The 24,941-nt window shown below is 61.5% G+C and carries 22 protein-coding genes and 1 pseudogene; 16 read left to right on the forward strand and 7 right to left on the reverse strand.

Translation table 11 applies throughout. The annotated features are described in order from the left end of the window. Positions 1–31: 31 nt before the first annotated feature. From AC5ZGW_RS03135 to AC5ZGW_RS03145, 3 genes are read right to left on the reverse strand one after another with little or no spacing between them, the layout of a single operon-like run. Positions 32–1,003, reverse strand: a complete 972-nt coding sequence (locus tag AC5ZGW_RS03135) for an HlyD family secretion protein (protein ID WP_130229206.1) — start codon at positions 1,001–1,003, stop codon at positions 32–34. Then, a complete protein-coding gene (locus AC5ZGW_RS03140; protein WP_130229207.1) occupies positions 990–3,320 on the reverse strand; it encodes an ABC transporter permease in 2,331 nt (776 codons plus the stop codon). Before AC5ZGW_RS03140 ends, AC5ZGW_RS03135 begins: the two co-directional genes overlap by 14 nt. Next, the gene (locus AC5ZGW_RS03145) at positions 3,317–4,369 is read right to left on the reverse strand and encodes an HlyD family secretion protein (protein WP_130229208.1); all 1,053 of its coding nucleotides are present in this window, start codon (positions 4,367–4,369) and stop codon (positions 3,317–3,319) included. Before AC5ZGW_RS03145 ends, AC5ZGW_RS03140 begins: the two co-directional genes overlap by 4 nt. A 405-nt stretch (positions 4,370–4,774) precedes the next feature. Between AC5ZGW_RS03145 and dinB the strand changes: the two genes are divergently transcribed. From dinB to AC5ZGW_RS03225, 16 genes and pseudogenes are all read left to right on the forward strand, one after another. Next, positions 4,775–6,022: a DNA polymerase IV gene (gene dinB / locus AC5ZGW_RS03150; RefSeq protein ID WP_130229209.1), complete on the forward strand. Its 1,248-nt coding sequence runs from the start codon at positions 4,775–4,777 to the stop codon at positions 6,020–6,022. Positions 6,023–6,220: 198 nt separating this feature from the next. Further along, the gene (locus AC5ZGW_RS03155) at positions 6,221–7,273 is read left to right on the forward strand and encodes an NAD(P)-dependent alcohol dehydrogenase (protein WP_130229210.1); all 1,053 of its coding nucleotides are present in this window, start codon (positions 6,221–6,223) and stop codon (positions 7,271–7,273) included. A 618-nt stretch (positions 7,274–7,891) separates the two neighbouring features. Beyond that, positions 7,892–9,562 carry an aromatic/alkene/methane monooxygenase hydroxylase/oxygenase subunit alpha gene (locus AC5ZGW_RS03160; protein WP_456641163.1) on the forward strand — a complete coding sequence of 557 codons (1,671 nt, stop codon included), beginning with the start codon at positions 7,892–7,894 and terminating at the stop codon, positions 9,560–9,562. An 80-nt stretch (positions 9,563–9,642) separates the two neighbouring features. Then, complete coding sequence (locus AC5ZGW_RS03165) at positions 9,643–10,683, forward strand: 2Fe-2S iron-sulfur cluster-binding protein (protein WP_130224113.1); 1,041 nt, start codon at positions 9,643–9,645, stop codon at positions 10,681–10,683. A gap of 55 nt (positions 10,684–10,738) precedes the next feature. Continuing rightward, positions 10,739–11,809, forward strand: coding sequence for an aromatic/alkene monooxygenase hydroxylase subunit beta (locus tag AC5ZGW_RS03170; RefSeq protein WP_028162007.1), 1,071 nt, complete (start codon positions 10,739–10,741; stop codon positions 11,807–11,809). Between the two features lie 6 nt (positions 11,810–11,815). Beyond that, positions 11,816–12,187, forward strand: a complete 372-nt coding sequence (locus AC5ZGW_RS03175) for an MmoB/DmpM family protein (RefSeq protein WP_130224117.1) — start codon at positions 11,816–11,818, stop codon at positions 12,185–12,187. Between the two features lie 137 nt (positions 12,188–12,324). Continuing rightward, entirely contained in the window at positions 12,325–13,347 is a 1,023-nt protein-coding gene (locus tag AC5ZGW_RS03180; protein ID WP_130224119.1) for an amidohydrolase family protein, read from the forward strand. 5 nt (positions 13,348–13,352) lie between these two features. After that, positions 13,353–13,535: pseudogene (locus tag AC5ZGW_RS03185) on the forward strand (iron-sulfur cluster assembly protein); the annotation flags it as partial. A 15-nt stretch (positions 13,536–13,550) separates the two neighbouring features. Then, positions 13,551–14,195 (forward strand): hypothetical protein, encoded by a 645-nt coding sequence (locus AC5ZGW_RS03190; protein WP_245474574.1) that lies wholly within the window; start codon positions 13,551–13,553, stop codon positions 14,193–14,195. Between the two features lie 92 nt (positions 14,196–14,287). After that, positions 14,288–15,919, forward strand: coding sequence for a molecular chaperone GroEL (locus AC5ZGW_RS03195; RefSeq protein WP_130224123.1), 1,632 nt, complete (start codon positions 14,288–14,290; stop codon positions 15,917–15,919). 180 nt (positions 15,920–16,099) lie between these two features. Further along, positions 16,100–16,594 (forward strand): hypothetical protein, encoded by a 495-nt coding sequence (locus tag AC5ZGW_RS03200; protein WP_130224125.1) that lies wholly within the window; start codon positions 16,100–16,102, stop codon positions 16,592–16,594. Between the two features lie 121 nt (positions 16,595–16,715). After that, entirely contained in the window at positions 16,716–18,758 is a 2,043-nt protein-coding gene (locus AC5ZGW_RS03205) for a sigma-54-dependent Fis family transcriptional regulator (RefSeq protein ID WP_245474566.1), read from the forward strand. A gap of 13 nt (positions 18,759–18,771) precedes the next feature. Next, positions 18,772–19,221 carry a hypothetical protein gene (locus AC5ZGW_RS03210; protein WP_130224129.1) on the forward strand — a complete coding sequence of 150 codons (450 nt, stop codon included), beginning with the start codon at positions 18,772–18,774 and terminating at the stop codon, positions 19,219–19,221. 26 nt (positions 19,222–19,247) lie between these two features. Next, positions 19,248–19,541, forward strand: a complete 294-nt coding sequence (locus AC5ZGW_RS03215; RefSeq protein ID WP_245474567.1) for a hypothetical protein — start codon at positions 19,248–19,250, stop codon at positions 19,539–19,541. Between the two features lie 8 nt (positions 19,542–19,549). Then, a complete protein-coding gene (locus AC5ZGW_RS03220) occupies positions 19,550–20,665 on the forward strand; it encodes a WD40 repeat domain-containing protein (RefSeq protein WP_130224133.1) in 1,116 nt (371 codons plus the stop codon). 46 nt (positions 20,666–20,711) lie between these two features. Beyond that, entirely contained in the window at positions 20,712–20,894 is a 183-nt protein-coding gene (locus AC5ZGW_RS03225) for a hypothetical protein (RefSeq protein WP_130224135.1), read from the forward strand. A 14-nt stretch (positions 20,895–20,908) separates the two neighbouring features. On the opposite strand, the gene AC5ZGW_RS03230 is transcribed toward AC5ZGW_RS03225, so the two are convergent. From AC5ZGW_RS03230 to AC5ZGW_RS03245, 4 genes are read right to left on the reverse strand one after another with little or no spacing between them, the layout of a single operon-like run. After that, entirely contained in the window at positions 20,909–21,943 is a 1,035-nt protein-coding gene (locus AC5ZGW_RS03230) for a Bug family tripartite tricarboxylate transporter substrate binding protein (RefSeq protein ID WP_130224137.1), read from the reverse strand. Next, complete coding sequence (locus AC5ZGW_RS03235) at positions 21,936–23,075, reverse strand: mandelate racemase/muconate lactonizing enzyme family protein (protein WP_130224139.1); 1,140 nt, start codon at positions 23,073–23,075, stop codon at positions 21,936–21,938. Before AC5ZGW_RS03235 ends, AC5ZGW_RS03230 begins: the two co-directional genes overlap by 8 nt. A 9-nt stretch (positions 23,076–23,084) precedes the next feature. Beyond that, a complete protein-coding gene (locus AC5ZGW_RS03240) occupies positions 23,085–24,047 on the reverse strand; it encodes an NAD(P)-dependent oxidoreductase (protein WP_130224141.1) in 963 nt (320 codons plus the stop codon). Next, positions 24,040–24,936, reverse strand: coding sequence for a fumarylacetoacetate hydrolase family protein (locus tag AC5ZGW_RS03245; RefSeq protein ID WP_130224143.1), 897 nt, complete (start codon positions 24,934–24,936; stop codon positions 24,040–24,042). Before AC5ZGW_RS03245 ends, AC5ZGW_RS03240 begins: the two co-directional genes overlap by 8 nt. Between the last annotated feature and the right edge of the window lie 5 nt (positions 24,937–24,941).

Below are 24,941 nucleotides of genomic sequence, written 5' to 3' on the forward strand. Positions count from 1 at the left end.
CGCTACGGGACGGGAAGGCAGTGCGTTGTGGTCACTGCTTGATCCAAACAGTCATACCTGGCTCGAGGCTGGCCGCCTCTCCCTGTGGGTCGAGGCGCAAGCGTAGCGTATTGCGGTCGTGATCGCCAATCACGCGCTCGGCCTGCCAGGTCGCAAAGACGCCGAGCGGCCGCAGTTCGGTGATGGCGCTCTTGATCGCGCCGTCGTCGCCGTTCCGCACCACGCCGACTGTTTCTCCGACCGCGAGACCGCTCAGATGGTCCTCGCGCACATTGAATGAAAGCCACTGCTTGCCCGCCGCTTCGACCATCAGGATCGGTTGACCCGCGCGAACGTTCTCGCCGACTTCCGCGGCGATGACGCTGACCACACCGTCGGCGGGAGCACGCAAGACCATCTTGTCGAGGCGACGCTCGAGCACCGCGACCGCAGCCGCTGCGGCTTGCACCTCTGCATCGGCGATCGCGCGTTCCTCCTGCGTCGGACCCGCCACGGCCGCATCGTAGTTCGCCTGGGCCTCCGCCACATCGGCACGTGCGCTCGCGGCGTCGTTTTCGGCCTGGTCAAGCGCCTGCTGGGACTCAAAGCTCTGACGCGCCAGCGTGGTGGTTCTTGTGAGCTGGGCCTGCACATAGTCGAGGCGGGCCTTTGCCTTGGCGATTGCAGCTTTCAGAGAGTCGACCTGCTCACGCCTGACGCCGGCATAGACGTTGTTGCGGTTCGCGGTTGCTGAGGCGAGCGCGGCGCGCGCCTGGTCCACCTGTGCGGTCAACTCCACCGCCGAGAGCGTCGCGAGGACATCGCGGGCATGTACCTGCGCGCCCTTCTTGACCGCAATCGAAACGAGTTGGCCGTTTACTTCCGGCTCCACCCTGACCTCGGTCGCCCGCACGACGCCAACGATTGCGGAGGGCGATCCGGAACCACGGACGGAATAGATCACAACACCCGCGACGAGCGCGAGTGCGATCGCGGCGATGGCGACACGCCTAGCTTTGCGCACGTGTCTGCCCTCTCTTGACGGCAAGCGCTGAGATCACGGCGAGCACGAAATAGGCGAGCGCCAAGCACCACAGTCCAAGCCAATCGTGTGCGACCTCCCAAATGCTGGCGCCGAGCTGGTTGATGCGCACGAGGCCGTCAATCGCGAAGTCGGCCGGGAACAGTCGGCCCAGGGCGATGGCCACATCGGGGATCGCCTCGCGCGGCCATGCGAAGCCGGCGGTGAAGAATTGGGGCAGGCTGGTTGCAAGGAGCAGGATGGTTGCATTTTCGGGCCGCGTGAACCAGGCGCCGACGGCCTGCCCCATGAAGCTCGTCGCAAGCAGGAAGACGGCAGCAAGCGCGAGCAGTTGTGGAAGATGCCCGAGCGTTGAAAAGCCATAGATGCGCGGCAGCACGATGAGATAAAGTGCGAGCGCTGGAAGGTAAATCGTCAGATGGGCGATGCCGCGGCCGAGCACGCCGGCGAACGCTCCGCCGCCGGTTGCCAGCGCAGTACGGGTCAACATCGCCGCACCGATCAGAAGGGTTTGCTGCAGGATCAGTACAAACGCCGCTGGGACGATGTAGCTTGCATAGCCGCCCACGGGGTTGAAGATCGGCTGCAGCAGAATGTCGGCCGGGCTCGAACTCGCCAGCTTCGCCTTGACAAGGCTTCCATCCGAGCGTGCGCCTCGCGAAACAAGCTCGGACGTCAATCTCCCGATTGCGGTGGCGACCCCGCTGGCGGTCGATCTGAATATGAACAAATAGGTGGCATCCGCGTAGATCGGAATGTGAGCGGTGATGCCCTTGAGCACGTCGCGCTCAGTGTTTGGGGGGATTTCGACGGCGGCAAAGGCCTTCCCACGATCGATTGCGGTGCGTGCCTCGGCGAGTGTACGGGTGCGGACCGCAACGCTCAATGCTCCGCTCGCATCCAGCGTCTCGACGATCTGGCGGCTGAGATCGCTCAGATCGTTGTCGACGACCGCGATGGGAAGCTTGCGCAGGATCTGATTCAGATAGGGTTGCGGATAGTAAATGCCGTAGACCAAGGGAGCCAGGAACAGGAGGGTGAAGGCGCTCCGCGCGCCGAGCACGCGCCGCCACTCCGCCATGAAGGCGCCACCGACGCCGCGGGGCGCGCGGCCGATCTCTGATTGCTCGGCTGGTCGCGCCGTCTCAAACCAGCCCCTGCGCTTGAGGCTCGCCATACGCAGCAAGGCGAGGCCAGCATAGAGCATCGTCAGGCCGGCGAGCGCCGCGAACGGAATGGCGGAGTCCGACACCGGCAATCCGCGTGCCGCTTGGCCCAACAACACGGCCATGTACCAGCGCAGCGGCAGTATCGCGCTCCAGACTTGCGCAAACGCATTCATGCCGATCGCGGGGAAGCCGACGCCGGCGTAGCCGAATGCAGGAGAGGCAACGAGGCCCGCAAGTCCCAGCCCCGTCGCCAGATCGCCGACCAGGAGCTGCAGCAGGGCACCGAGCGAGAGGTAGGCGACAATCAGGAGCGAGCCGGCGGCCACCATCAACGGAAGGTCTCCCCTGAAGGGGACTTGCAGCACGCCCTCCAGGAAGAGCGGCTCGGCAAGCATGATGAGGAGGAAGATGCCGAAGAGGGGCGCGAGCTTGCCGGCCAGCGCAACGAGCGGATCGCCTCCGGCACTTTCGAGCCAGGCCCGCGCGTCGCGCCGGCGGAATTCGGAGCCGACGGAATAGCCTGCCGCGAGCGTGATCACCACATGGATGATCGTCGGCAGCAGCGCACGGAGCAGGAACTGGGCATAGTTCTTTTGCGGATTGACAAGCGCGATGGTTTCCCCGGCCATCGTTCCGATCGAGGCTGGCGTGGGCGCTGCGTGCTTCGCGGGGGCTGCCACGGCGGCTGCGGCGGAAAGCGCATCGCTCAGCCCCGAGGAGGCAATGCCGGCCGCCGTCAGGAACTGCTGGTTGTAGAATCCAACCACCTGCGGACGGCGTTGAGCCTGCAGGTCGCGCTCGAAATCCGGTGGGATATAGATTGCCGAGATCGCCTTTCCGGACCGTATATCCTTCACGGCCGTGGACAGCGTACCGGAGCGGTCGACGATTTTCAGGCTCGGAGATGCCGCGACGTATTCCACCAGGGCACGCGAAGCGTCCGACTTGTCCTCGTCGACGACCGTCACCCCGAGCCCCCGGATGACCGGATGGCTGAAGACCGTTGTGAGAACCACGAACGCGAAGAGAGGCACGCCAAAGATCAAAAGCAGCGCCACACGATCGTGAAACAGCCATTGGCACTCGCGCTGTGCGACCAGCAGAAATCCCGGTCTTGACGCCAGCCTCATTGCCGCGACCGCCAGTCGAGATAGGCACTCATACCCGGTCGCAGCTCGGGCACCGGCTGGACCGGGTAGGCACGAATCGAAAACGTCCGCAAATCGAAATCGCCCGAAGCACGCGTGGCCCGCCAGCTCGCATATTCGCCCTTGGTTGCAATAAGCTTGACCTCGACGGTGACGCGGCGGTCATCGAGAGCCGGAATGCGGACATCAAATCGATCGCCGACCTTCAAGCCCTTGACGAGATCCTCGCGAAGATCGAAGTGAATCCAGACGTCGCCCAGATCGATCAAGGTAACCAGCGGCACGCCCGGCGATACGTATTCGCCAGGCTCAATATTGCGCTGATAGATCTGCGAGGCGACGGGGGCATAGACCACGAGTTGATCGATGATCGATTGAACGCTCTGGATATCGGCAGTGGCCTTTTCGACGTTGGCCCTGGAGATCGCCCGCTCCTCCTTTGTGTAGCCATTGACAGCCTGGTCGTAGGACGATTTGGCCTGATCGACTGCGCGCTCGCTTTCGTGCAGCGTGTCGGTCACTTGGTCGAGACGGGCTTGCGGCGCATTGCCTTGCTGGGTCAATGTGTAGGTACGGTCAAAGGTCTTCTGGGCAAGCACCTGGGCAGCCTGCGCCCGCTCCATTGCCGCTTTCCGTGCGGCAATGGTTTCCACCCGTGTTCCGACGAGGACGTTGGCAAGTTGAGCCTCGGCGACAGTCTTTGCTGCCTTCATTTGCTCGTGTTTGGCCAGAGTTTCGGGATTGTCGATCCGCACGAGCACAGCGCCAGCCGGAACGTTCTGGCCACGTTCGACGGGAATTTCCTTGACCCGCCCGTCGACACGCGCGGCTATATCCAGCCGCGTTGCATCGACCTCGCCCTGGACGAGCAGTGGTTCCGGTCGCAAGAGATAGAAGACAGAGAGCGCGACGACGGCAGCTGCAACGATGCCGACAATGATGGAAGGAGCGCGCGTCGCGGTGCGGGTGTTTTTCTCTCCGTCCCTTGGTGCGTCGGACGTACTTTGAATTTCCTTGTCAGAGATCGGCATGTCCGCGCCTGATTCCCCTTTCCGTGACCGGGGTAGTCGTTTGCTAGCCTTGGTTGTTAGGTCTGTCCAATCTCGATCCGCTGAATTCCGCGAGCAAAAAGATCAACTATCGGCAGGGTGCATGTCAACCTCTGCCCTTATCAGGTACCGTCCGCTCGTCACTGGGATGATGGTCTCGTCTCGATATCGGTATGCTGTATGGAGACCTGATGACGGCCGTGCAACAGGAGCCTTTCGCTCAATCGCGTTCCCGTGAGCTGAAGAGAGAACGGTCGCTCAACCAGGCCCAGGCTTGAGCAGCCAATAGCTTCTCAGCCTTTGTGAAACCCGGCTTGACACGCGTCCAACATGTTCGCATTATGTTCTCAGTGAATTTCGGTCAAATTTCACCGGTGAACGCTCTGGATGGCAACGGCGGCCACCATCCTTCATGCAGACCTTGATGCCTTTTACGCCTCGGTCGAGCAACTGCTCGATCCTTCGCTGCGCGGCAGACCTATCGCTGTCGGTGGCGGGGTTGTGCTTGCTGCCTCATACGAAGCCAAGGCGTTCGGGGTTCGAGGTGGTATGCCGGGACGGCACGCACGCCAGCTATGTCCGCAACTCACTTTTGTCGGCGGCCATTTCAAGGACTACCAACGGCTGGGTGATGCTGCCATCAAGGTGATCGGCGATTTCACGCCACTGGTGGAGCGTATTTCCATCGACGAGGCGTTTGCCGACGTTGCCGGCTGCACCCATCTCTTCGGTACGCCCGCCGAAATTGCAAAGACAATCCGCCAACGCGTGCGGATGGAGATCGGTCTTGGGATCTCGGTCGGTGTGGCGCGCACCAAGCATCTGGCGAAAATTGCCTCGCAAGTGGCGAAGCCAGATGGGCTCGTGGTCGTGGATCCCGACACCGAACTGGAGTTCCTTCACCGCCTGCCCGTCGAGCTGATGTGGGGAGTGGGTCCCGTCACGAAGGCGCAGCTCGCCGAAATCGGCGTGCTGACCATCGGGCATCTGGCAAAGACACCGGGTTGGTTGCTCGAGCGCTTGCTCGGTCCCGCTGCAGGCGAGAAACTCGCGGCGCTGGCATGGAATCGCGATCCGCGGGAGATCAAGTCTCACTGCCGGGCCGGATCGGCAGGGGCGCAGTCAGCGATTGGCAGGAAGCCGGCCGAAGAGCGGGTTATTCGACCCACGCTGCTTCACCTCGCGGACCGCATCGCTACGCGACTCCGGGCGAAGTCCAGGCCCGGTCGAACCGTGACGGTCCGCGTTCGCTTCGCCGACCTGAGCTCGGTGACGCGTTCGGTAACGCTCGATGCGCCGATCTCCGCGACCATGATCCTTGCTGAGATCGCCGAGGAACTGGTGCGAGCGATCCTTGCAGATCATCCGGACCAGACGACCATTTCGCTATTGGCGATCTCCGTGTCGCATCTTGAGGAGCACTGGGATCTCGAGCTCGAACTCCCGCTTGAACTTCAAGATGAAGCGCGCCGCCCCGGCACCAGGATAGGCATGGCCCGTTGGGCGGCTGATTGCGCCGTCGACAAGATCCGCGATCGCTTCGGATGGGATGCGATCGGATACGGCCCGGCAGCGCTTGGCATTTCTCGTTCCGTGCCCGACGAGTTTCGCAAACTCGCCGAAAAAGACCTCTAACCCTCGAAAGCCTTGGCCCGACAAGCGACCGGTGGGTACGAGCTCCTATTTACCAGCTAGCCGCCAGCGGCAAAGACCTCGCCGTTCCTGACGTGCTTAGATGCGCGCGGTTGTGCTGTACAGCTCCGCTGGCACGAAAAATGCTGAGGCGCCTCCGCGATGGCGAGCGCAAAGCTCGCCGGGCAGACGGAGGACAACATGAGAGCCCAAGTATTGAGAGCGTACGACGAGAAGCTTTCCAACGACCAGTGGGTCAGCGAAGAAAAAGCGCCTGATCCCAAGTTGACTAGATCGACTGATGTCATCGTCCGCATCGGTGGTGCTGGCGTATGCAGGACCGACCTTCATATCATCGAAGGTGTATGGAAGCCGCATATGGATCCGACCGGCGACAAACTGCTACCCATCATCATGGGACACGAAAATGCAGGTTGGATCGAAGAGGTTGGCAAGGAAGTCGAGGGAGTAAAGAAGGGTGACCCGGTCATCGTTCACCCGAAGATCACCGGTGGCACCTGTCTCGCGTGTCGCCGAGGCTTCGATATGCATGGTCCCGGCACGTTTCCGGGGCTTGATTGCAACGGCGGCTATGCAGAATTCCTTTGCACCTCCGAACGCAATATTGTGCCGCTGCCACGGACTCTTGCACCAAAGGATGTGGCGCCTTATGCGGATGCGGGCCTCACGGCCTATCGCGCGGTCAAGAAGGCCTCTCGTCACCTTTTGCCGGGCGAATCCTGCGTCGTAATCGGTGCAGGTGGGTTGGGCCACATCGGAATCCAGTGTCTCAAGGCGATGTGTGCGGCCGATATCATCGTTGTCGACAAGTCCGAAGCGTCGCTGAAGCTGGCCGAAAAATCGGGCACCGACCATCTGGTGAAAGCTGACGGCAACGAAGTGGCAGCCGTTCTGGCATTGACTGCCGGAAACGGCGCGGAAGCCGTGATCGATTTTGTTGGCGAGAAAGGCACGACGTCCAAGGGGCTGGCGATGACCCGCCCGATGGGCAGCTACTACGTTGTTGGCTACGGTGAAGACATCCGCGTTCCGACCGTGGATATGGTGATCACCGAGAAAAACATTATCGGCAACCTGGTCGGTACATGGGCCGAGCTAACGGAGTTGATGGCGCTTGCGGATCGGGGTTTGGTCGAACTCGCAACCGCCGAATATCGCCTCGCGGACGCCAACAAGGCACTGCACGATCTCAACGCCGGCAAGATCCATGGACGCGCAGTTTTGATTCCTTGACAAAGAGTTCTAATCCATCGCGGGCATCCGTTTGCTCGCGATGGATTTGGCGTCCGCCCGTCATATGCCATGGCGGACTTGGTCCAAGCGAGTGACCGCTATTGCGGCGCAAACATTGCGATGCAAACTGACGCCTCTGCGTTGCAGCGATTCTCATTTTGCAATTCCTGTCGCAATTTGCGTCTCGATCAGTCGTCAAGCCGAGAGCCGTGCGGGCGCGACCGTCACTCATCTCACGCTCACGTCATCAGAAATCATCTGGCGAGGCGCTCGGACGAGCTGGCACGCCCATTGCAAAGCTCCTGAGCACAACAACGCTGACTGGTCCATCGTCTGGGGCGAGCCGCGAAAAGAACGAGGGAAGGGGATGTCGAGCTGAGGGCGTATCTTCTTCGGGACAACGCAATTGCGATCGAGGCCGCTGGTTCCATGATCGCTGCTGATCGTCCGCAGGGCGCTCCACAGTCATCCTGAGACCCTTGCCGATATCAAACGTCCGGTCGTGAGAACGGCCGCGAGGTGGCCCGTAACGCACGGGTAAGCACTGCCCGGCCCGTCGAGGCGCAGGGCAGGCGGAATATCGATGTGGTTTCTGACTCGATCAGGAGGATAGACTAGATGTCTGGAACGCTAACGCTCAACAAGATCACCGCCCAGCGCGGCATTTCCGTCGGTGACGCTGCAAAGAAGATTGCAGATCTCGGCTGGAATCCTTCCTACGTCCAGGAAGCGATGACCTTCCCCACGGACTACAAGATCACGAAGGCGCCGAAGGACCCGATGAAACAGGTCCTTCGCTCCTATTTCCCGATGCAGGAGGAAAAGGACAACCGCGTCTATGGCGCGCTTGATGCGGCCCTGCGCGGCGACATGTTCCGCAACGTCGAGCCGCGATGGGTCGAGTGGATGAAGCTGTTCCTGGCGATCATCCCGTTCCCCGAGATATCGGCGGCGCGCTCGATGGCGATGGTCGGCCGTCTCGCTCCGGGTGAGGATCTCCGCACCGGCTTCACGATGCAGATGGTCGACGAGTTTCGTCACTCGACGATCCAGATGAACCTCAAGAAGTGGTACATGGAGAACTACATCGATCCGGCCGGGTTCGATATCACGGAAGAGGCGTTCGGCAAGTGCTACGCCACCACGATCGGCCGTCAGTTTGGTGAGGGCTTCATCACCGGTGACGCAATCACTTCGGCGAACATCTATCTGACCGTCGTGGCTGAGACTGCCTTCACGAACACGCTGTTCGTGGCGATGCCGTCCGAAGCCGCTCGCAACGGCGACTACGCGCTTCCGACCGTGTTCCTTTCCGTGCAGTCGGACGAAAGCCGGCACATCGGCAACGGCCATTCGATGCTGATGTCCATGCTCAAGGAGCCCGACAACCATCTGCTGATCGAGCGGGACCTGCGCTATGCCTTCTGGCAGAACCACGCGATCGTCGATGCCGCGATCGGAACCTTCATCGAGTATGGAACCACGAACCGCGACAAGACCAAGGAGTCCTATGCGGAGATGTGGCATCGCTGGATATTCGAGGACTATTATCGCACCTATATGCTGCCGCTCGAGAAATACGGCATCAAGATCCATCATGACGACGTCCAGACAGCCTGGAAGCGCCTGACCGAGAAGCACTACGTGCACAGGGTCGCGCAATTCTTCGCGGTTGGCTGGTCGGTGAACTTCTGGCGGATCGAAGCTCAGACCGACAAGGACTTCGAGTGGTTCGAGCATAAATATCCGGGCTGGTACGCCCAGTTCGGCGAATTCTGGAAATGGTACGAGAAGCTGTCGCATCCCGGCCAGACCAACATCCTCTTCAACAGCGATGTCGGCTACGTCTATCCGCATCGTTGCTGGTCGTGCCTGGTGCCTTGCCTGATCCGTGAGGACATCGTTACGGACGAGATTGACGGCAAGCTCTATACCTTCGCGCATGAGCTGGATCGCTGGACTGCCGTGCAGGCATTCGCCGGCGAATACGAGGGACGACCGACGCCCGCGATGGGCCGGTTCAGCGGACGGCGGGAATGGGAAAGCTGCTACGATGGCTGGGACCTCGCCGATGCGATCAAGGACCTCGGCTTCGTCCGCACTGACGGCAAGACGCTGGTGCCGCAGCCACACCTGCGCTTCGACGAGAAGGAGATGTGGACGCTTGACGATGTCCGCGGCCACACCTTGAAGAGCCCGCTGCTGACGCTGCGAGAAATGAGCCCGGCCGACCGGGAGGCGCATCTCGCCGAGTATCGCAAGGGATTCACCATCAATCCCTGCAACTGACCCAAACGGAAGGAGCCGGCTCGGTCGGCTCCTTCTCTCAATCCCTGAAAGTTCTGCAAGCCTTGGTTTGAGGAGGCCCCATGGGCGCGCCCGCTAATGTCGTTCGCCTGCATCCGGTAGGCATAGAATTCGAGGTCGAGGAGAACGAGACCGTCCTTGATGCCGCCTTCCGCCAAGGCATCGCGTTGCCGCATGGTTGCAAGGAGGGACAATGTTCAGCGTGCAAATGCGTCCTTACCGAGGGCGATGTGGAGCTGAAGAAATACTCGACGTTCGCGCTCAACGAGATGGAGCGCGGTCAGGATTACATTTTGTTGTGCCGCACGTTGGCCTACTCGGATCTTGAAGTAGAGCTCCTCAACTATGACGAAGAGGTGCTGTCGAAATCGATACCGGTCAGGGACTTCACGGGCACAGTGACGAGCGTCTCCGCGCTGACCCACGACATCAGGCACCTTGAGATCTCGCTAGAGCAACCTCTGAAGTTCTGGGCGGGTCAATATGTCGACATCACGCTCGCGGGGGCAGAGACGATTACGCGCTCGTTTTCCATGGCAAATTCGCCGCTCGAAGGCCAAAAACTCGCATTCATCATCAAGAAGTACCCGAACGGACGTTTCTCCTCCCGGCTCGACGGGGACCTTGCCCTCGGAACCAGGGTCGGGATCAGGGGACCTTACGGCACCTGCTTCCGGCGAGAAAACCGAAACGGAGCCATGATCCTGGTCGGGGGCGGATCGGGAATGTCGCCGCTCTGGTCAATCCTCCACGATCACATCAGCTCCGGGGAAGCGCGTCCAGTGCGCTTCTTCTACGGAGCCCGGACGCAGAACGACCTTTTCTATCTCGATCGCTTTGCAGAACTCTCGGCAAAGCATCCGGATTTTACGTTCGTGCCTGTCCTCTCTCACGCAGCCGACGACACAGCCTGGCGCGGGGAAAAGGGCTTCGTGCATGAAGCGGTCGGGGCACACCTGCGCAGCTCGGGATACGGGGAAGACGTCGATGTCTATGCCTGCGGACCATCGCCGATGATCGAGGCGCTGACGCCGGTGCTGCAGATGAACGATGTCGAAGCGGACCGCATCTTCTTCGACAAGTTCACGCCGGCCACCAACTGAGACTTTCCGAGTGCCGGTCCGTCAAGTGCAAAGCCACCAATGGGAGGAGGAGACTATGACTGCAGTTCCAAGCGTTTCAGTGGGATCCGGTGCAGCAGGCGCTGCGGTGTTTCCGGATTCGGACAGCCGCAGGTACAGGTATTTCGAGCCGCGCAGCAAGCGGGCGACGCACTACGAGGACGTGACCGTTGATGTGCAGCCGGATCCGGAACGCTACTTGCTGCAGGACTGGATCATCTCCTTCCCCAACGGGAAGGGCGCCTACACCAAGGACAACACTGCGGCGCTGAGCTCGAACTGGCATGCATTCCGTGCGCCCGACCAGGAGTGGGAGCGCACCCACTACCAGCGTCAGTCCAAGATCGAAGGGATGGTTCAATCGGTGATCGCCAACGGCCGCAAGTCCGGCGCGCCGAAGGCTTTCAACAAAGCGTGGGTCAAGATTCTGCAAAACCACCTCGGCGCGTGGAAACATGTCGAGTTCGGCCTCGGCACGTCGCTGATGCAGGCTCAGCGCTACGGCTATACGCAGATGATCAACAATGCGACATTGACCAACTCGTCCTACAAGCTTCGCCTTGCGCAGGACATCACGCTCTATCTCGCCGAGATCGGAATGGACATTCCGGGCTTCGACGACGCGGCGGGCAAGCGCACCTGGTTGGAAGACAAGGGCTGGCAAGGCGCAAGGGAAGCGGTCGAATCGATCATGGGTTCGTCCGACTATCTCGAGCAATACTTCGCCATCAACATCGTGTTCGAGCCGCTCGTCGGCGAGCTGTTTCGTAGCGGCTTCCTGATGCAGGTGGCCTCGTCGAACGGCGACTTCATCACGCCGTCCGTCATTTCGGCGGCCGAGGCCGACTATGAGCGCAATCTCGCGAACACGATCGACCTTCTGCATCTTCTCGTGACCGACAATCAGCATGCCGCCCACAACAAGAACCTGTTCCAGGGCTGGGTGGACAAGCACGTGGCGCTCGCCAACAAGGCGGCCGCCGGCCTGCAGCCGATCTGGTCGCAGCCGCATTCGAAGCCGGTGCAGTACGCCGACGCCCGCGCACAGTCGGTCGAACGCATCAAGAAGATCCTCGGCGAGCTCGGTCTCGTCCTTCCCAAGGAGTAAATTGCAATGTCCGTTGCTTCCAGAACTGCGACCAACCAGAACATCTTCCAGAAGATGGGAGACATCGTCTTCGACCAGACGATTTCTCATCAGTGCGGCGTCACGATGAATGACAGCGTGGAAGCGCGTGCCATCGCCGAGTTCATGGCGAAGAAGCCGAACGTGACCGTGACCTACCAGCCGGCCCTGATCCGCATCGACGGCGAGGGCAAGCTGGTCTTCAAGATGGATGAGATCAGCGAAATTCTCGGCAAAGACATGACGGCCGAGATCTTCGAAGTGAACACCTCGACCCATTATGGCCGAATGGTGCGTATCGACGACAATACGGTGACGCTGTTCGGCAACATGGAAGAGGTCTTCGAATACATCGAGTGACCTCTTGCGAGTGACCTCTTGCAACTCCCGAGCCTGGGTGGGGTCGTATCCTGGTGACCGCGGCCCCACCAATTTCTCGCACGGTCGGCGGTCCCGACGTTGATGGAAAAGCGCTTAGCAAAACCTTGGAGATTATCATGTTCATAACCCCCACCGGCGAGGAAGTCTTCGTCATCGACGGGCACACCCATTTCTGGGACGGCAGTCCGGCGAACCAGCGGAACATTCACGGCAAGCAGTTCATTGACTGCTTCTACGCCTATCATACCTCACTCAGCCCGCCGGATAAGCTCTGGCCCAAGGACCAGTTCGAGAAGTACAGCGCCGAGCAGATGTACCACGATCTGTTCGTCGACGGCCCGGACGATATGGCGATCGTGCAGTCGACGTACCTTACCGAATTCTACAAGAACGGGTTCAACACGATCAACCGCAACGCCGAAATGGCGAAGCGGTACAAGGATCGCTTCATTGTCAACGGCGCCTTTGATCCACGGGATGGAGAGCGGGCGCTCGAATACATTCATTATATGAAGGAGACGTTTGGCATAAAGGGCGTGAAGCTCTATACGGCGGAGTGGAAGGGCGAGTCACGGGGTTGGAAGTTGACCGATCCAAACGCCTATCGTTGCCTCGAGCTCTGCGAAAAGCTTGGCATCAAGAACATCCACGTCCACAAGGGGCCGACCATCATTCCATTGGACAAGGATGCATTCGATGTTCACGACGTCGATCATGCAGCCACCGACTTCCAGGGTCTTAATTTCATCATCGAGCATTGCGGCTTGCCGCGACTGGACGATTTCTGCTGGATCGCTGTGCAGGAGACCAACGTCTATGGCGGCCTCGCGGTGGCGCTGCCGTTCATCCATGGCCGTCCACGCTATTTCGCCGAAGTGATCAGCGAACTGCTGTTCTGGGTCGGCGAAGACAAGCTTCTTTTCGGCAGCGATTACGCCATCTGGACGCCCCGCTGGCTGGTCGAAAAATTCTGGAACTTCGAGCTGCCCGACGATCTGAAGCAGGAGCACGGCGTCGATCTGACGCTGCAGGCAAAGAGGAAGATCCTCGGTCTCAACGCCGCGCGCCTCTACGGGGTGGATGTCGAGGCGCAGAGGGGCAAGCTCGCGGGAAGCGCGCACGCTACCGCGGCGGAGTGACAACGATGGACGCTGTCCTTCTGCATCATGACCGAAGGACCCGCGAGGTATGGGAACGCCTCGCGCTGGTCACCGATCCCGAGCTCGACGAGTCGGTCACCGAGCTTGGATTTGTTGAGCTTGTCAATGTCGATGATGATGGCGGGGTCGATATCGTCTTCCGCTTGCCGACCTACTGGTGCTCAGCGAACTTCGCTTTCCTCATGGCCGACGACATGCAGCGGGCGGTGTCTTCGCTGTCATGGGTTAGCGAGACGCGACTGCAGCTTCGGGATCACATGGTCGCCGAAGAGATCAATCGTGGCGTCAGCGAGGGCAAATCGTTCGGCGACGCACTCCGGGACTTTGCTTCCGGAGGCTCGCTTGATGAGGTACGTGAGAAGTTCCGCCGCAAGGCGTTCGAGCGACGCCAGGAGGTCATGATTCTGGCGTTGCGAGAGGCTGGTCATGACGACCAGGCGATTTGTCAGATGAATCTAGGCACCTATGACGAAGTCGCGTTCGGTTCGGAGCAGGCCGCGCGCCAGAAGCCGCGCTATCGCGAACTTTTGGTTGAACAACGCCTTGCCAGGCGGCCTAGTGATCAGGTCTTCGTCAGTTACGAGGGACATCCGATCAAGCGCCGCGAGCTTGCCTCTTATCTGCAGCGGTTGCGGGGGGTGCGGATCAACATGGAGTTTAACAGCTCGTTGTGCAGGGGCCTTCTTGCGGCGCGCTATCGCGAGCCTGACGGCGATGCGGGGCAGACTGCCGTCGATGTGGCGCCGTGTGGAGGCTGCGGCAGTGGCTGTGCCGTGCGGGCGGGCCGGGCCAGCCGAGAAGCATTCCACCGCGGTTGCATGAGGTGACGCGCCTCGTGCTTGCGGGTACCAACAACCGGAGCGGTCAGCAAGTCCGCCCGACCAGACAAAAATAGATAGCCACGTGGGAGTGAAACATAATGGCGAAAGTTCTGCTGCATGACATAGAAGCCCGTCGCGCTCTTGCGCGCGGAGTCCAGAAGCTTGCCGCCGCGGTCGAATCGACCCTCGGTCCCAAGGGCATGAACGCAATGGTCGACAGGCCAATCGGCACCCCCATGGTGTCACGCGATGGCGTCACAATTGCCTCGGAAATCGAGTTGCCTGACCGTTTCGAGAACATGGGCGCGCAGGTGGTGCGTGAGGTCTCGATGCAGACCAACGAGGTCGCCGGCGATGGTACAACGACGGCGATGGTGATCGCAAACGGCCTGATCCAAGGAGGCGTTGCAGCCCTGGAGCGCGGCGCCAAGGCGGTCGATCTCTGCAAGGGGATTGACCGGGCCGTCGAGGTCGTTGTCGAGACTCTCAAGAGTGGGGCAATTGCTGTATCCGATCGCAAGACACTGCAGGCGGTGGCGACGATCGCCTCTACCGACCCCCATCTTGGCGGTCTAATCGCGGAGGCGGTGGAGCGTGTCGGCAAGGATGGCATCATTAGTTCCGATTACGGGCTGACGACCAGCACGACGCTCGAAGTGGTCGAAGGCATGTCGTTCGACCGTGGTTACATCTCCCATCACATGGTGACAGATGTCGAAAAGATGGAGGTGGTGCTGGATCAGCCCTACATTCTCCTGACTGACTTGAAGATCAAAGCTCCGGGCGAACTGTCGGCGGTGCGCGCGGCGGTCGCCTCGACCGGGCGACCGCTTGTCATCGTCGCTGAAGAGATCGCGCCTGACGTCGTCGTCACGCTGCTTGGCGATGGTAACCGCGGCAAGGTTCTGGTGGTGAATCCACCCGACTACGGCCACTGGCGCAAGGCGATGATGGACGATCTCGCTATCATAACAGGGGGACGGGTCATCGCTCGCGAGCTTGGCGGCAAGCTGGAAGGCGCCAGCCTTGCGGATCTGGGAACCGCGCGACAAGTTCGGGCAAGTGGACGCGAAACGGTGATCATTCGCGGCGGAGGCGATGAAGCGGCGATCGCGGCGCGGCGCCAGCAGGTGGCGAAGCAGTACGATCTGGCACCACCCAATATCGAGCAGGACAAGCTCAAGGAGCGCCTGGCGAAACTCTCAGGAGGAACGGCGGTGATCCTTGCGGGTGGCGTGACGCCCGTCGAGCAAAAACGGACGATCCAGTTGATCGACGATGCGCTCAGTGCGGCGCGTGCCGCAGCCGAGGAGGGCATCGTGCCGGGTGGTGGCACCGCATTGGCGCAGTGCGCGCCGGTGGTCGTGCGCACGCTCGGCAACGTCAATGGCGACCTCGGCGAGGGCATCAAGTTGGTGCGCGAAACACTATCCCGTCCCGCCGCATTCATTGCCCGGAATGCGGGCTATGATGCGGAGAAAGTCGTGGCCGACCTGCTGAGCGCACCGGCGGGCGTGGGGTTCGATGCCGCCAACGGTGTCTTCATCGACATGGTTTCAGCCGGCATCGTCGATCCGGTGCGGGTGACGTATACCGCGCTTCGAAACGCGGCTTCCGTTGCCACGCTGGTGCTGACCACCAACACGCTTGTGGCCGACGTGCCGCAGTACATCGACCCGACCCAGGGACCGGCACTGGGGGGCGGGGCAGAGAAGCTAGGGCGCGCATGAGGCACTGTACGCGGTCAGTGTTCCGCATCGTCGTCTGACGATCCATACCTTTTGTGGTCGAATGATTGGACGGTGACAATGAGCGAGAACGGGCTACAATCTTAAAAAGCTCCGGCGTGAGCCGAAGGAGGCAGTGCACAAGCCTCTACGGTCATCCGACCGACCGGGCGGGAGGAAAACATGGTCCACATCATTTCCAAGCGCGATGGTCCGCGCCGGGAAGAGGTCGCGGCGAAGGACTTCATTCGGAAGAACCGCACGAAGATCGACGCGATCGCCAATCATCTGACGGCTGGGCGCTGGCAGGAATTGCGCAATTCCGCACCCCCGCCGCAGCCCCAGCCATCAGGCAAGCTCTGGTTGACGCCGCCAGGCCGTCCCAGAGAGTTGGAACCATATGTGCGGATCAGCCTTAACGGCCGTGTCGTCATCGCTGATCTCGCGTCGGGGCGGCAACTCCATTTTGTCGGCGAGCTGCGCGGAACGGGCCAATCGCGATGCTTCGCTCTCGCGACGCGCGAGAACGGAATCTTCGATCCGCTGGATGAAGAGCTCTGCAAGGTCCTCGCCGACCTTGAAGGAGTGAGCGTGCCCGATGAGGTGTCCGAGGAACGCCTGGAACAGATCATCGCCGGCCGTCTCGGGTTGGATGCGATCGCCAAAAACGTCGAATGATCTCCGTAAACTCGGCCTGTGGGGATGACGATTCCGATCAGGTCCGGTTCAGGTCGTTTCTGCCGATCGGGTTGCTGTTTGCCAACGTACGTATGGTGCTCCAATGCTGACGGAAACGCTCATGGCCAAGCCGCCGTTTTCCCTGGAAGGCTACAAAGTTCCGGGCGCCACGGATACGGAGCAGGGGCGGCCATACGATGAGCGAGAAACCAACAGGGCATGGGAAAACTTTTTGACGTTCGGGGACCTCAGGCGCGAGAACGCGCCAGTGCGAGGCGTCATCGAGGAATCATGGCAGCGCAGTGTCCAGTCCGGGGTCAATGCTCATTGCAAGGGCAGCAATCTCGTCGCCTCGCCGGATGATCTCTACGAGCTGCGTCTGAAGAATGATGACTTGCTTGGTTCGAGTGCGGAGACCTTCCGCCGCGTCGCGGAGGTGCTCGGTGACGCCGCCACGATGGTCGTCATCACAGACAGGAACGGCGTCGTGCTGGACGTGGGGGGCGATCAGCGGACGATTGATGCAGGCCATGATATTCGCCTGGAAGTCGGTGCAGCGTGGGGCGAGACGGTTACCGGCACCAACGGCATTGGCACAGCACTCATCACGGGAAAACCGGTTCATGTCCATGCGGCCGAGCACTTTTCGGAGGGCATCAAGGCATGGACCTGTGTCGGCAGCCCGATTCGTAGTCCGATCGACGGCAGCATCATCGGCATTGTCGATTTTTCCGGACCTCAGGCGATCTTTCACCGGCATAATGTCGCGCTCGCGGTGGTCGCGGCCAATCATATCGAGCTCGCTCTCTCGGAGAAGATTCGCATCGAGAGAATGCAGCTACTCGAGGCCAGCATTTCTCGAATGCCCGGGATGAACAGCGCGGACGGCGTCGTCATTCTTGATCGGTTCGGCAGGGTCGTTCATCACAACGACATGGCCTCGGTTCGCTGGCGGCGGATTGCGCAATCGCAGGACTTGAGCATCGGAACGCAGCTTCTCCCGAGCAGCGACGGTTTCTTGGCCAGAGAGCTTGCGAATGGGCTGCCTGAGGAACTGCGGGAGCAGCGGATCGAGCCATTAGTGGTCGACGGCGTGGTGAAGGGCGCGATGCTGGTGCTCGCATCGAGGCCGCGCGTGAATCTTGCCGTATCCCAGATGTCGCCGACAGCCCACGCCACACTCATGTCGGCCAAGGACGCAATTGTCGGATGCAGTGAAGCATTGCTGCAAACGGTCGAGAAGGTTGAGCGGGCGGCGCTCGGCCGGACAGCAATCCTGCTCGAGGGCGAGACGGGCGTCGGTAAGGAGCTATTTGCCCGCCTGGTTCACGCGGCCAGCCAGAAGACGGGCAAGGAGCCCTTCGTTGCCCTCAATTGCGGTGCGGTATCGAAAGAGCTTCTCGGCGGCGAATTGTTCGGCCATGCGCCAGGCGCCTTCACCGGCGCCACGCGCGAGGGCAGGCCTGGACGGTTTGAATTTGCCAATGGCGGCGTGCTCAGCCTCGACGAGATCGGTGAGATGCCACTGGATCTGCAGCCCTATCTGCTCCGTGTGCTGGAAGAGCGCGCGGTCTACCGGCTCGGTGACAGCAAGCCGCGCCCTGTGGACGTCCGGCTCGTGGCGTCGACCAATCGGAACTTGAAGCAGGAGGTGGCGGAGGGACGTTTCCGAAAGGATCTTTATTTCCGGATCGGTGTCGTCAAGTTCATCATCCCGCCGCTCCGCGAGCGCTTGGGCGATGTCGAGATCCTGATCGATCACTTCAACAGACAGTTCGCCGCGAACTATAGCACCGAACCGCTGCGTTTCGAGGCCGCCACGATGGAATTGCTGCGGCGCTATAGCTGGCCGGGCAACGTTCGCGAGCTGCGCAATCTGATCGAGAACCTTGTGCTGATGACGCTCACCGGCATCGTCACCCCCAGGGACTTGCCGGAGGATTTCCGGGAAGCTGCGGCTCAGCCACTTCAGGCGCGCTCGCCGGCGGAGGATGGCCCTAGATCGGGAGGCGACGAGATCGCGCGCTTCGACGAAATGGAGCGTCGGGCCATCGAGAGGGCTGTCGCAAACGCGGGCGGCAATATTGCTGCCGCCGCCGAAAAGCTGGGGCTTTCGCGTGCCACGCTGTATCGCAAATTGCATCAATACCGCTCGCGGAGCTGAGGACAGGGCAGGCATGGCAACTGTCTGGGATGAACAGAAGAGCGGAGGAGAGCCGGTCGCGGCGGCGACGCTGGCGTCGCAGATTCTTGCGCGTGCCGACAGCGACGTCACTTTCATGGTGCACCTGATCGGCGAAAGCCAGAATCTCCTGGTGCGGCATTTCATCGTGTTCATCGAGACCGAACTCGCAAAGCGCGGCATCAGCTACGGCGTACACCCACTATTGCGTCCCTTCATCGAAACGCATGCACGCGAGCTGACCGATTTCGTCTTGCAGGGTATCGGCTTGCGACATCAGTTCGGCCTGCAGACGCTCGAGACGATGGCCGGAGATCCGGCGCGGTTGCTGAGAGTCGATCTGTGGGACTCGCTGCAATCTCACATCAATGATGCGCAGAAACACTTCGTATCTGATGTCGGTGGCCTGCAGCGAATCCTGGTTCAAGTCGAGACGGATTCATGAGTGATGATTCTCCGACGCTTGCCGAAATGCTGAAGCAGCGGTTGCTGGTCGTTCAGGAGATATCGTCCGCTCAATCGCGCAGCCTTCTGAACCGTCAGCTTGGCGGCGGGGCGGAGTTCGAGATTCAGCGGATCGAGCAGGAGATTGCGGCAACAGGCGCCTCGCATGCGCTCGCCAAGGAGCTAGAGGACGCGCGCGGACGCCTGCAAAACGCAAATGCCAAAATGGCGGCATGCGACGCGCATTGCGCCGCGCTGGAGCAACGCCTCGAAGAACTGGACAGGTGGATTGCCGCCGCGGGTCAGCCCATCCGAATGTGAGGCGATCGATGGATACGATGGAAGCAGAGACCGTGACGCTCCATGAATTGCTTGGCCGGCACTGGACTTTAGGCGCGCCCGTTACCAGTGTGGCGTTCGACCTGGCGGGACAGGTAGTTGCGTTCGCCCTGGCCGATGGGGCGCTGGCGATAGCTCCCCTGACTGATATCGAGCCGCCGCAGGATCGCTGTCGTATCGCGCTCGACGGGGGCCGAACAACGATTTCACCGCGACGAGAACCGGTGCCGCCGTTGACGAAAGTCGCAATCAGCGATGCTCCGTTTCATCTCGCCCCGATCGGAGCTTCCGGCTTTATCGCAAGTGATCGCAGCCGATTGGTCGGCGTGTCGGCATCCGGCATCACGCAGTTAGCCGCAAACCATGGTTCCCCTATCGATCTCGTCACCCCAGTGCAGGCTGGGGGTATTCTGGCTGCTTCTGGCGGGTCAGTCATATCCTATGATTCCAATGGCGACGTCGGCTGGCTGCAAGAGCGTGCGGGAGGAAATGCATCGGCAATCGCCGTATCATCGGATAGTCGGCGCTTTGCGATGGGGGTCGACGGCTGTCTGCTTGTTCGTGCCTTCGGGCCACGACCCGAGCCGGCGGCTTCATTCGATTTTGGCTCCATCTCAACCTTGTCATGGAGTCCCGACGGAAGCTGGCTGGCCATATCGGTCGCAAAAACGGGCATCGTGTTGGTGCGCCTTTCCGATGCGCGGATCGTCCGGATTCCCGGCTATCCTGCCAGCGTTGCGTCTCTTTCGTGGAGTGCAGACTCCCGCGTCCTTGTGACGAGTGGAGGCTATCGGGTGATTGCGTGGGACGTTTCCAGCCTCAGCGATGCCAGCGAACAGCCGACCAACCTCGCGACCGCCCGCGCCAGATTCGTCCTCGTCGAGGCGGTGGATATGCACTCGGAGCGTCACCTGGTGGCGGCGGGTTACGGCGACGGCATGGTCGTTGTCACCAGGATCGGAGACCCCGACGAACTGGTCGTCAAACCACCCGGCCGGGGCCCTGTCCGCGCCTTGCAATGGTCCCGCGATGGTCAGCATCTTGCATTCGGAACAAGCGGCGGGGAGGCGGCGATCGTGACGTTTCCGCCGCACATTTTCAAATAGCCGAGCCTAAGTGGCGAGCCTTGCCGCGATCATCAGGAGGGAAATCATGACAGCTACCCGATCGCCAAATGAAGCCGAAAGCAAAGATCAATTCTTCAAGGAACTGGCGGAACTTTCTGAGCGAATGATCGCCGCCCATGGAAAGGAGTTTTCGATGGGCGCCCTGGTGCTGGCCGCAAGGTTCATCGCGGAGAACAAACCGTTTGGACGAAGCGCAGTGACACAGTGACGTCCAACGAAAGTTCACTCCGGCTGGATATTGGCGTCCTTGACGACCTTCGCCCATTTCTGGATCTCGCTGCGAATGTGATCAGCGAATTGCGAAGGGGAGCCGCCGACGGGATCGACGCCCTGATCCTGGAAGCGGCGCTTGACGTCATCCATCCTGAGGATCGCATTCAGTTCTGAATTCAGCTTGCGGACGATCTCCGGCTTCATCCCGGCAGGGCCGACGATGCCGAACCAGACCGTGACCTCGTAGCCGGGAACGCCTGCCTCCGTAACCGTCGGAACGCCTTCCGCGAGCGTCGAGCGTGCCGTGCTGCTGACGCCGAGCGCGCGCAACTTGCCGGCATTGACCTGGGGCAGCACGTTCGGCGTATTGTCGAAGGCCGCATCGATATGGTCGCCGAGCAGATCGTTCACCATCGGTGCGCTTCCCTTGTAGGGGACGTGCACGATATCGATCCCGGTCATGCTCTTGAACAACTCCATCGAGAGATGGTTCGACGAGCCGATGCCCGTGGACCCGTAAGAGACCTTGCCGGGATTGTTTCGGGCATAGTCGAGGAAATCCTTGACCGAATGGATCGGCATGGCGGGTCTTACGACGAGAAGATTCTGCGTCTGACCCGCAAAGATCAGCGGCGTGAAATCCTTGACGGTGTCGTATGGAAGGCTTTTGTAAATGTTGGGGTTGGAGCCGAAGGGAAATGCCACGCCGAGCAGGGTGTATCCGTCGGGCGCGGATTTGGCGACCGCGTCGGTCCCGATCAGCGTGCCGCCGCCCGGCCGGTTCTCGACGACCACGGGAACGCCCCAGGTCTCCTGGAGTTTTTGCGACACGATCCGTCCCAGCGTGTCATTGAACCCGCCCGGTGGATAGGGAACGATGTAGCGGATCGTGTGGCTGGGGTAGGTGTCCGGATCGGCCGCTGCGGGCGCGGCCGGGGTCTGCGCGGAGGCCGCGCCCGTCAACAGAAGAAGGAACGCGCCGCAGGCGAAGTAAGCAAGACGCGTCGCGCGCGATTTGACTTCAGCCTGCAGCGGTTCAGACATAGCAGGGGCCCTCGATCAGTGGATGTGCGTTGATGAACGCCTCGTTGATCTCGACCCCGAGGCCAGGTGTTTCAGATGGTTTGACGCAACCCTCGGCGTCGAGCTTGTACGGGACGCCGCCGACCTCGTCGCGGAACGGATTGTGCTTGGCGACGTCGCCCTCGAAATAGCCGGGGGCATCGACCGCCGCGAGCACGTTGATGGTTGCCGCCATGTTGATGCCGGTCGCGGAGGTGTGCGGGTTGAAGGACAGCTTCCACGCATAGGCCATCCCGGCGATCCGCATCGCCTCGGTGACGCCGCCGGTCTTGGACAGGTCCGGCTGCACAAAGCTGACGGCGCCATCCTCGATCAGGCGAGTGAATTCGAAGCGCGTAAAGTGGTTTTCGCCGGCCGCCAGCGGCGTCGAGCCGAGCGAGGCGGCGGTCCGGTACGAACGATAATCCTGCGCCGGGAACGGCTCCTCGAGCCATCCGATCTCCAGCTCGTCATAGGCCGGCATCACGCGACGCACGTCGTCGACCGTGTAGCCGGTGTTGGCGTCGACCAGAATTTCAATGGTGTCTCCGACCGCGTTGCGCACCGCCGTGGCGCGGGCGACGTCGTCGCGCGGATTGTCGCCGACCCGAAGCTTGATCGCCCGATAGCCCTGCGCGACGTAGCCCAGCGCCTCCTGCGCCAGCGACTCCGGCGCCTGCCATCCGAGCGAGATGCCGCCGGCATAGGCCTTGATCGGCTTTGAGGCGCCGCCGAGCAGCCGGTACAATGGCCAGCCCGCCGCCTTGGCGCGGATGTCCCACAGCGCCAGATCGAGGCCGCTGAGCGCCATCGCGGCGGCGTAGCCCATGCCATGGCTCGCCAACTGCATCTGGTAGACGCGCTGCCAGACGCCGACCACGTTCATCGCATCCATGCCGACGACCAATTCGGAGATCGTGGTGTCGATCAGCTTGGCGATGGCGCCGGGGCAGCGGCCGTGATGGGCTTCGCCCCAACCAACGAGGCCTTCATCCGTCGTGACTTTGACCAGCACCGCGTCGCGCTTCACCGCGCGGCCGATGCCCAACCTGACGTTCTGGCCCTGCGGTACGGGATAGGAGATCGGGACCGCCTTGATCGATGTGATACGCATTTTAAGACCTCAGACCGCTTTGTGTTCGGGATTGACGAGATTGAGCGGCTGCTCGCCGCGCAGGATTCGGAGCATTTCTTCGGCCGAGCCAACCGCCATCGCACGGCCGCTGGTGGCGGTGATCCCCGCGATATGCGGCGTCAGCAGCAGGTTGGGACAATCGAACAATGCGTCGTCGGGCTGCAGCGGCTGGACATCGAATACATCGAGCGCGGCACCGGCGAGCTTGCCTGACCGCAACGCGTAGATGATGGCGGGCGTGTCGACCACGGCGCCGCGCGAGACGTTCACCAGGACGGATTGCGGCCGCATGTGCGCCAGCAGATCATGGCTGACGAGCCTGCGTGTCTCGTCTGTCAGTGCGCAACAGACCACCACGGCGTTGCTCCGCGCGAACAGCTCCACGAGCGTGACTTCCTCGACATCAGGCGGCAGCGATCCCTTTCGGCGCGACGTGCCGAGCACAGTCATTCCAAAACCGTTGCTCGCGATGGAGGCGACGCGGCGCCCGATTGTTCCGACGCCGAGGATGCCGAGCGTCGTTCCGCTTAACTCGGTGAGGCCGTCTGCCATCGCGCGGCTGGTCGCCCAGCCTTCGGCGCGCATCAGCGTGTCCACGCGCTGCAACGGCCGCCGCAGATGCATCAAGGCCGACATGACATATTCGGCCACCGCGTTGGTGTTGCTTCCGGGCAGGTTCGCAACCGCGATGCCGCGTGCCGTGGCGGCGGCGACCGGGATGAAGTCGAGACCGACGCCGTGACGGACGATAGCCTTCAGACGCGGTGCATGATCGACGATGTCGTCGGGCAGTTTCGCGCGCACGATGATGCCGTCGGCATCCGCTGCCCATTGGCGCAGTGTCTCCGGCCTGGTGTCCGGCGCGACGATCAACCGAACGTGCGGGGTGAGAATCGCCTCGCCATCAGGGTGCATGGCGTTGGTCAGGAGGACGACGGGTTTCTCAGGCATCTGGCGCAGGCCCCTCGATGATTGGATTTTGCAGGCGGCCGAGGCCTTGAACCTCGACCTCGACGGTCGAACCAGGCCTGAGCCACGCCGGCGGCTTGTGCAGCCCGGCCACGCCGGCCGGCGTGCCGGTGGCGATGATGTCGCCTGGTTCGAGCGCCTGTTGCCGCGACAGATAGGAGACGAGGTCGGCGACGTCGAACAGCATGTTCGCCGTCGAACCGGACTGCAGCATGCGGCCGTCGACTTTCAGCGTCACGGTGAGCGCGTGCGGATCTGGTACCTCATCGCGGGAGGCGAGGTAAGGTCCGAACGGACCGAAGGTCGAGTAGTTCTTGCCGCGGTCGAAATGGCCGTCGGCCTTGATGATCTCGCTTGCGCTGACATCGTTGAAGCAGCCATAGGCGACGACGTGATCGAGCGCACGCTCCTTGCTGACGTTCTCGGCGCGCGTGCCGATCACGGCCGCGAGTTCCGCCTCGTAGGTGACCCCGCCGATCGTTGCCGGCAGCACGATGGGCTGTTCCGGCCCAATGATCGTTTGCGGTGCCTTCATGAACAGCACCGGTTTCTCGGGCGGCGCCATACCGCGTTCAGCCAGCGCGTCGCGGTAGTTATGCGCGATTCCGAAGATGCGCCGCGGCGCCGGCAGGGGCGCCATCAGCGTGACCGCCTCGCGCGAAAGCCGCGCTGCCGCAGCGAAGCCGTGCACGCGAATGCGTTCCACGACTTTGGGCAGGTCGGCTTCGATCAGGGCCTGCACCTGCGGTGCCGCGCCGCCGAGGGCTTCGCCCATCGCCGGATGCGCAAGGTCGACGATTGTTTCGCTGCCGTTGTCCAGCAGCACGCCGGCGCGCGTAAAGCCTTGCTCGCTGAAGGTGACGAATTTCATGAGCG

It is taken from the genome of Bradyrhizobium sp. Crot121, assembly GCF_059512385.1.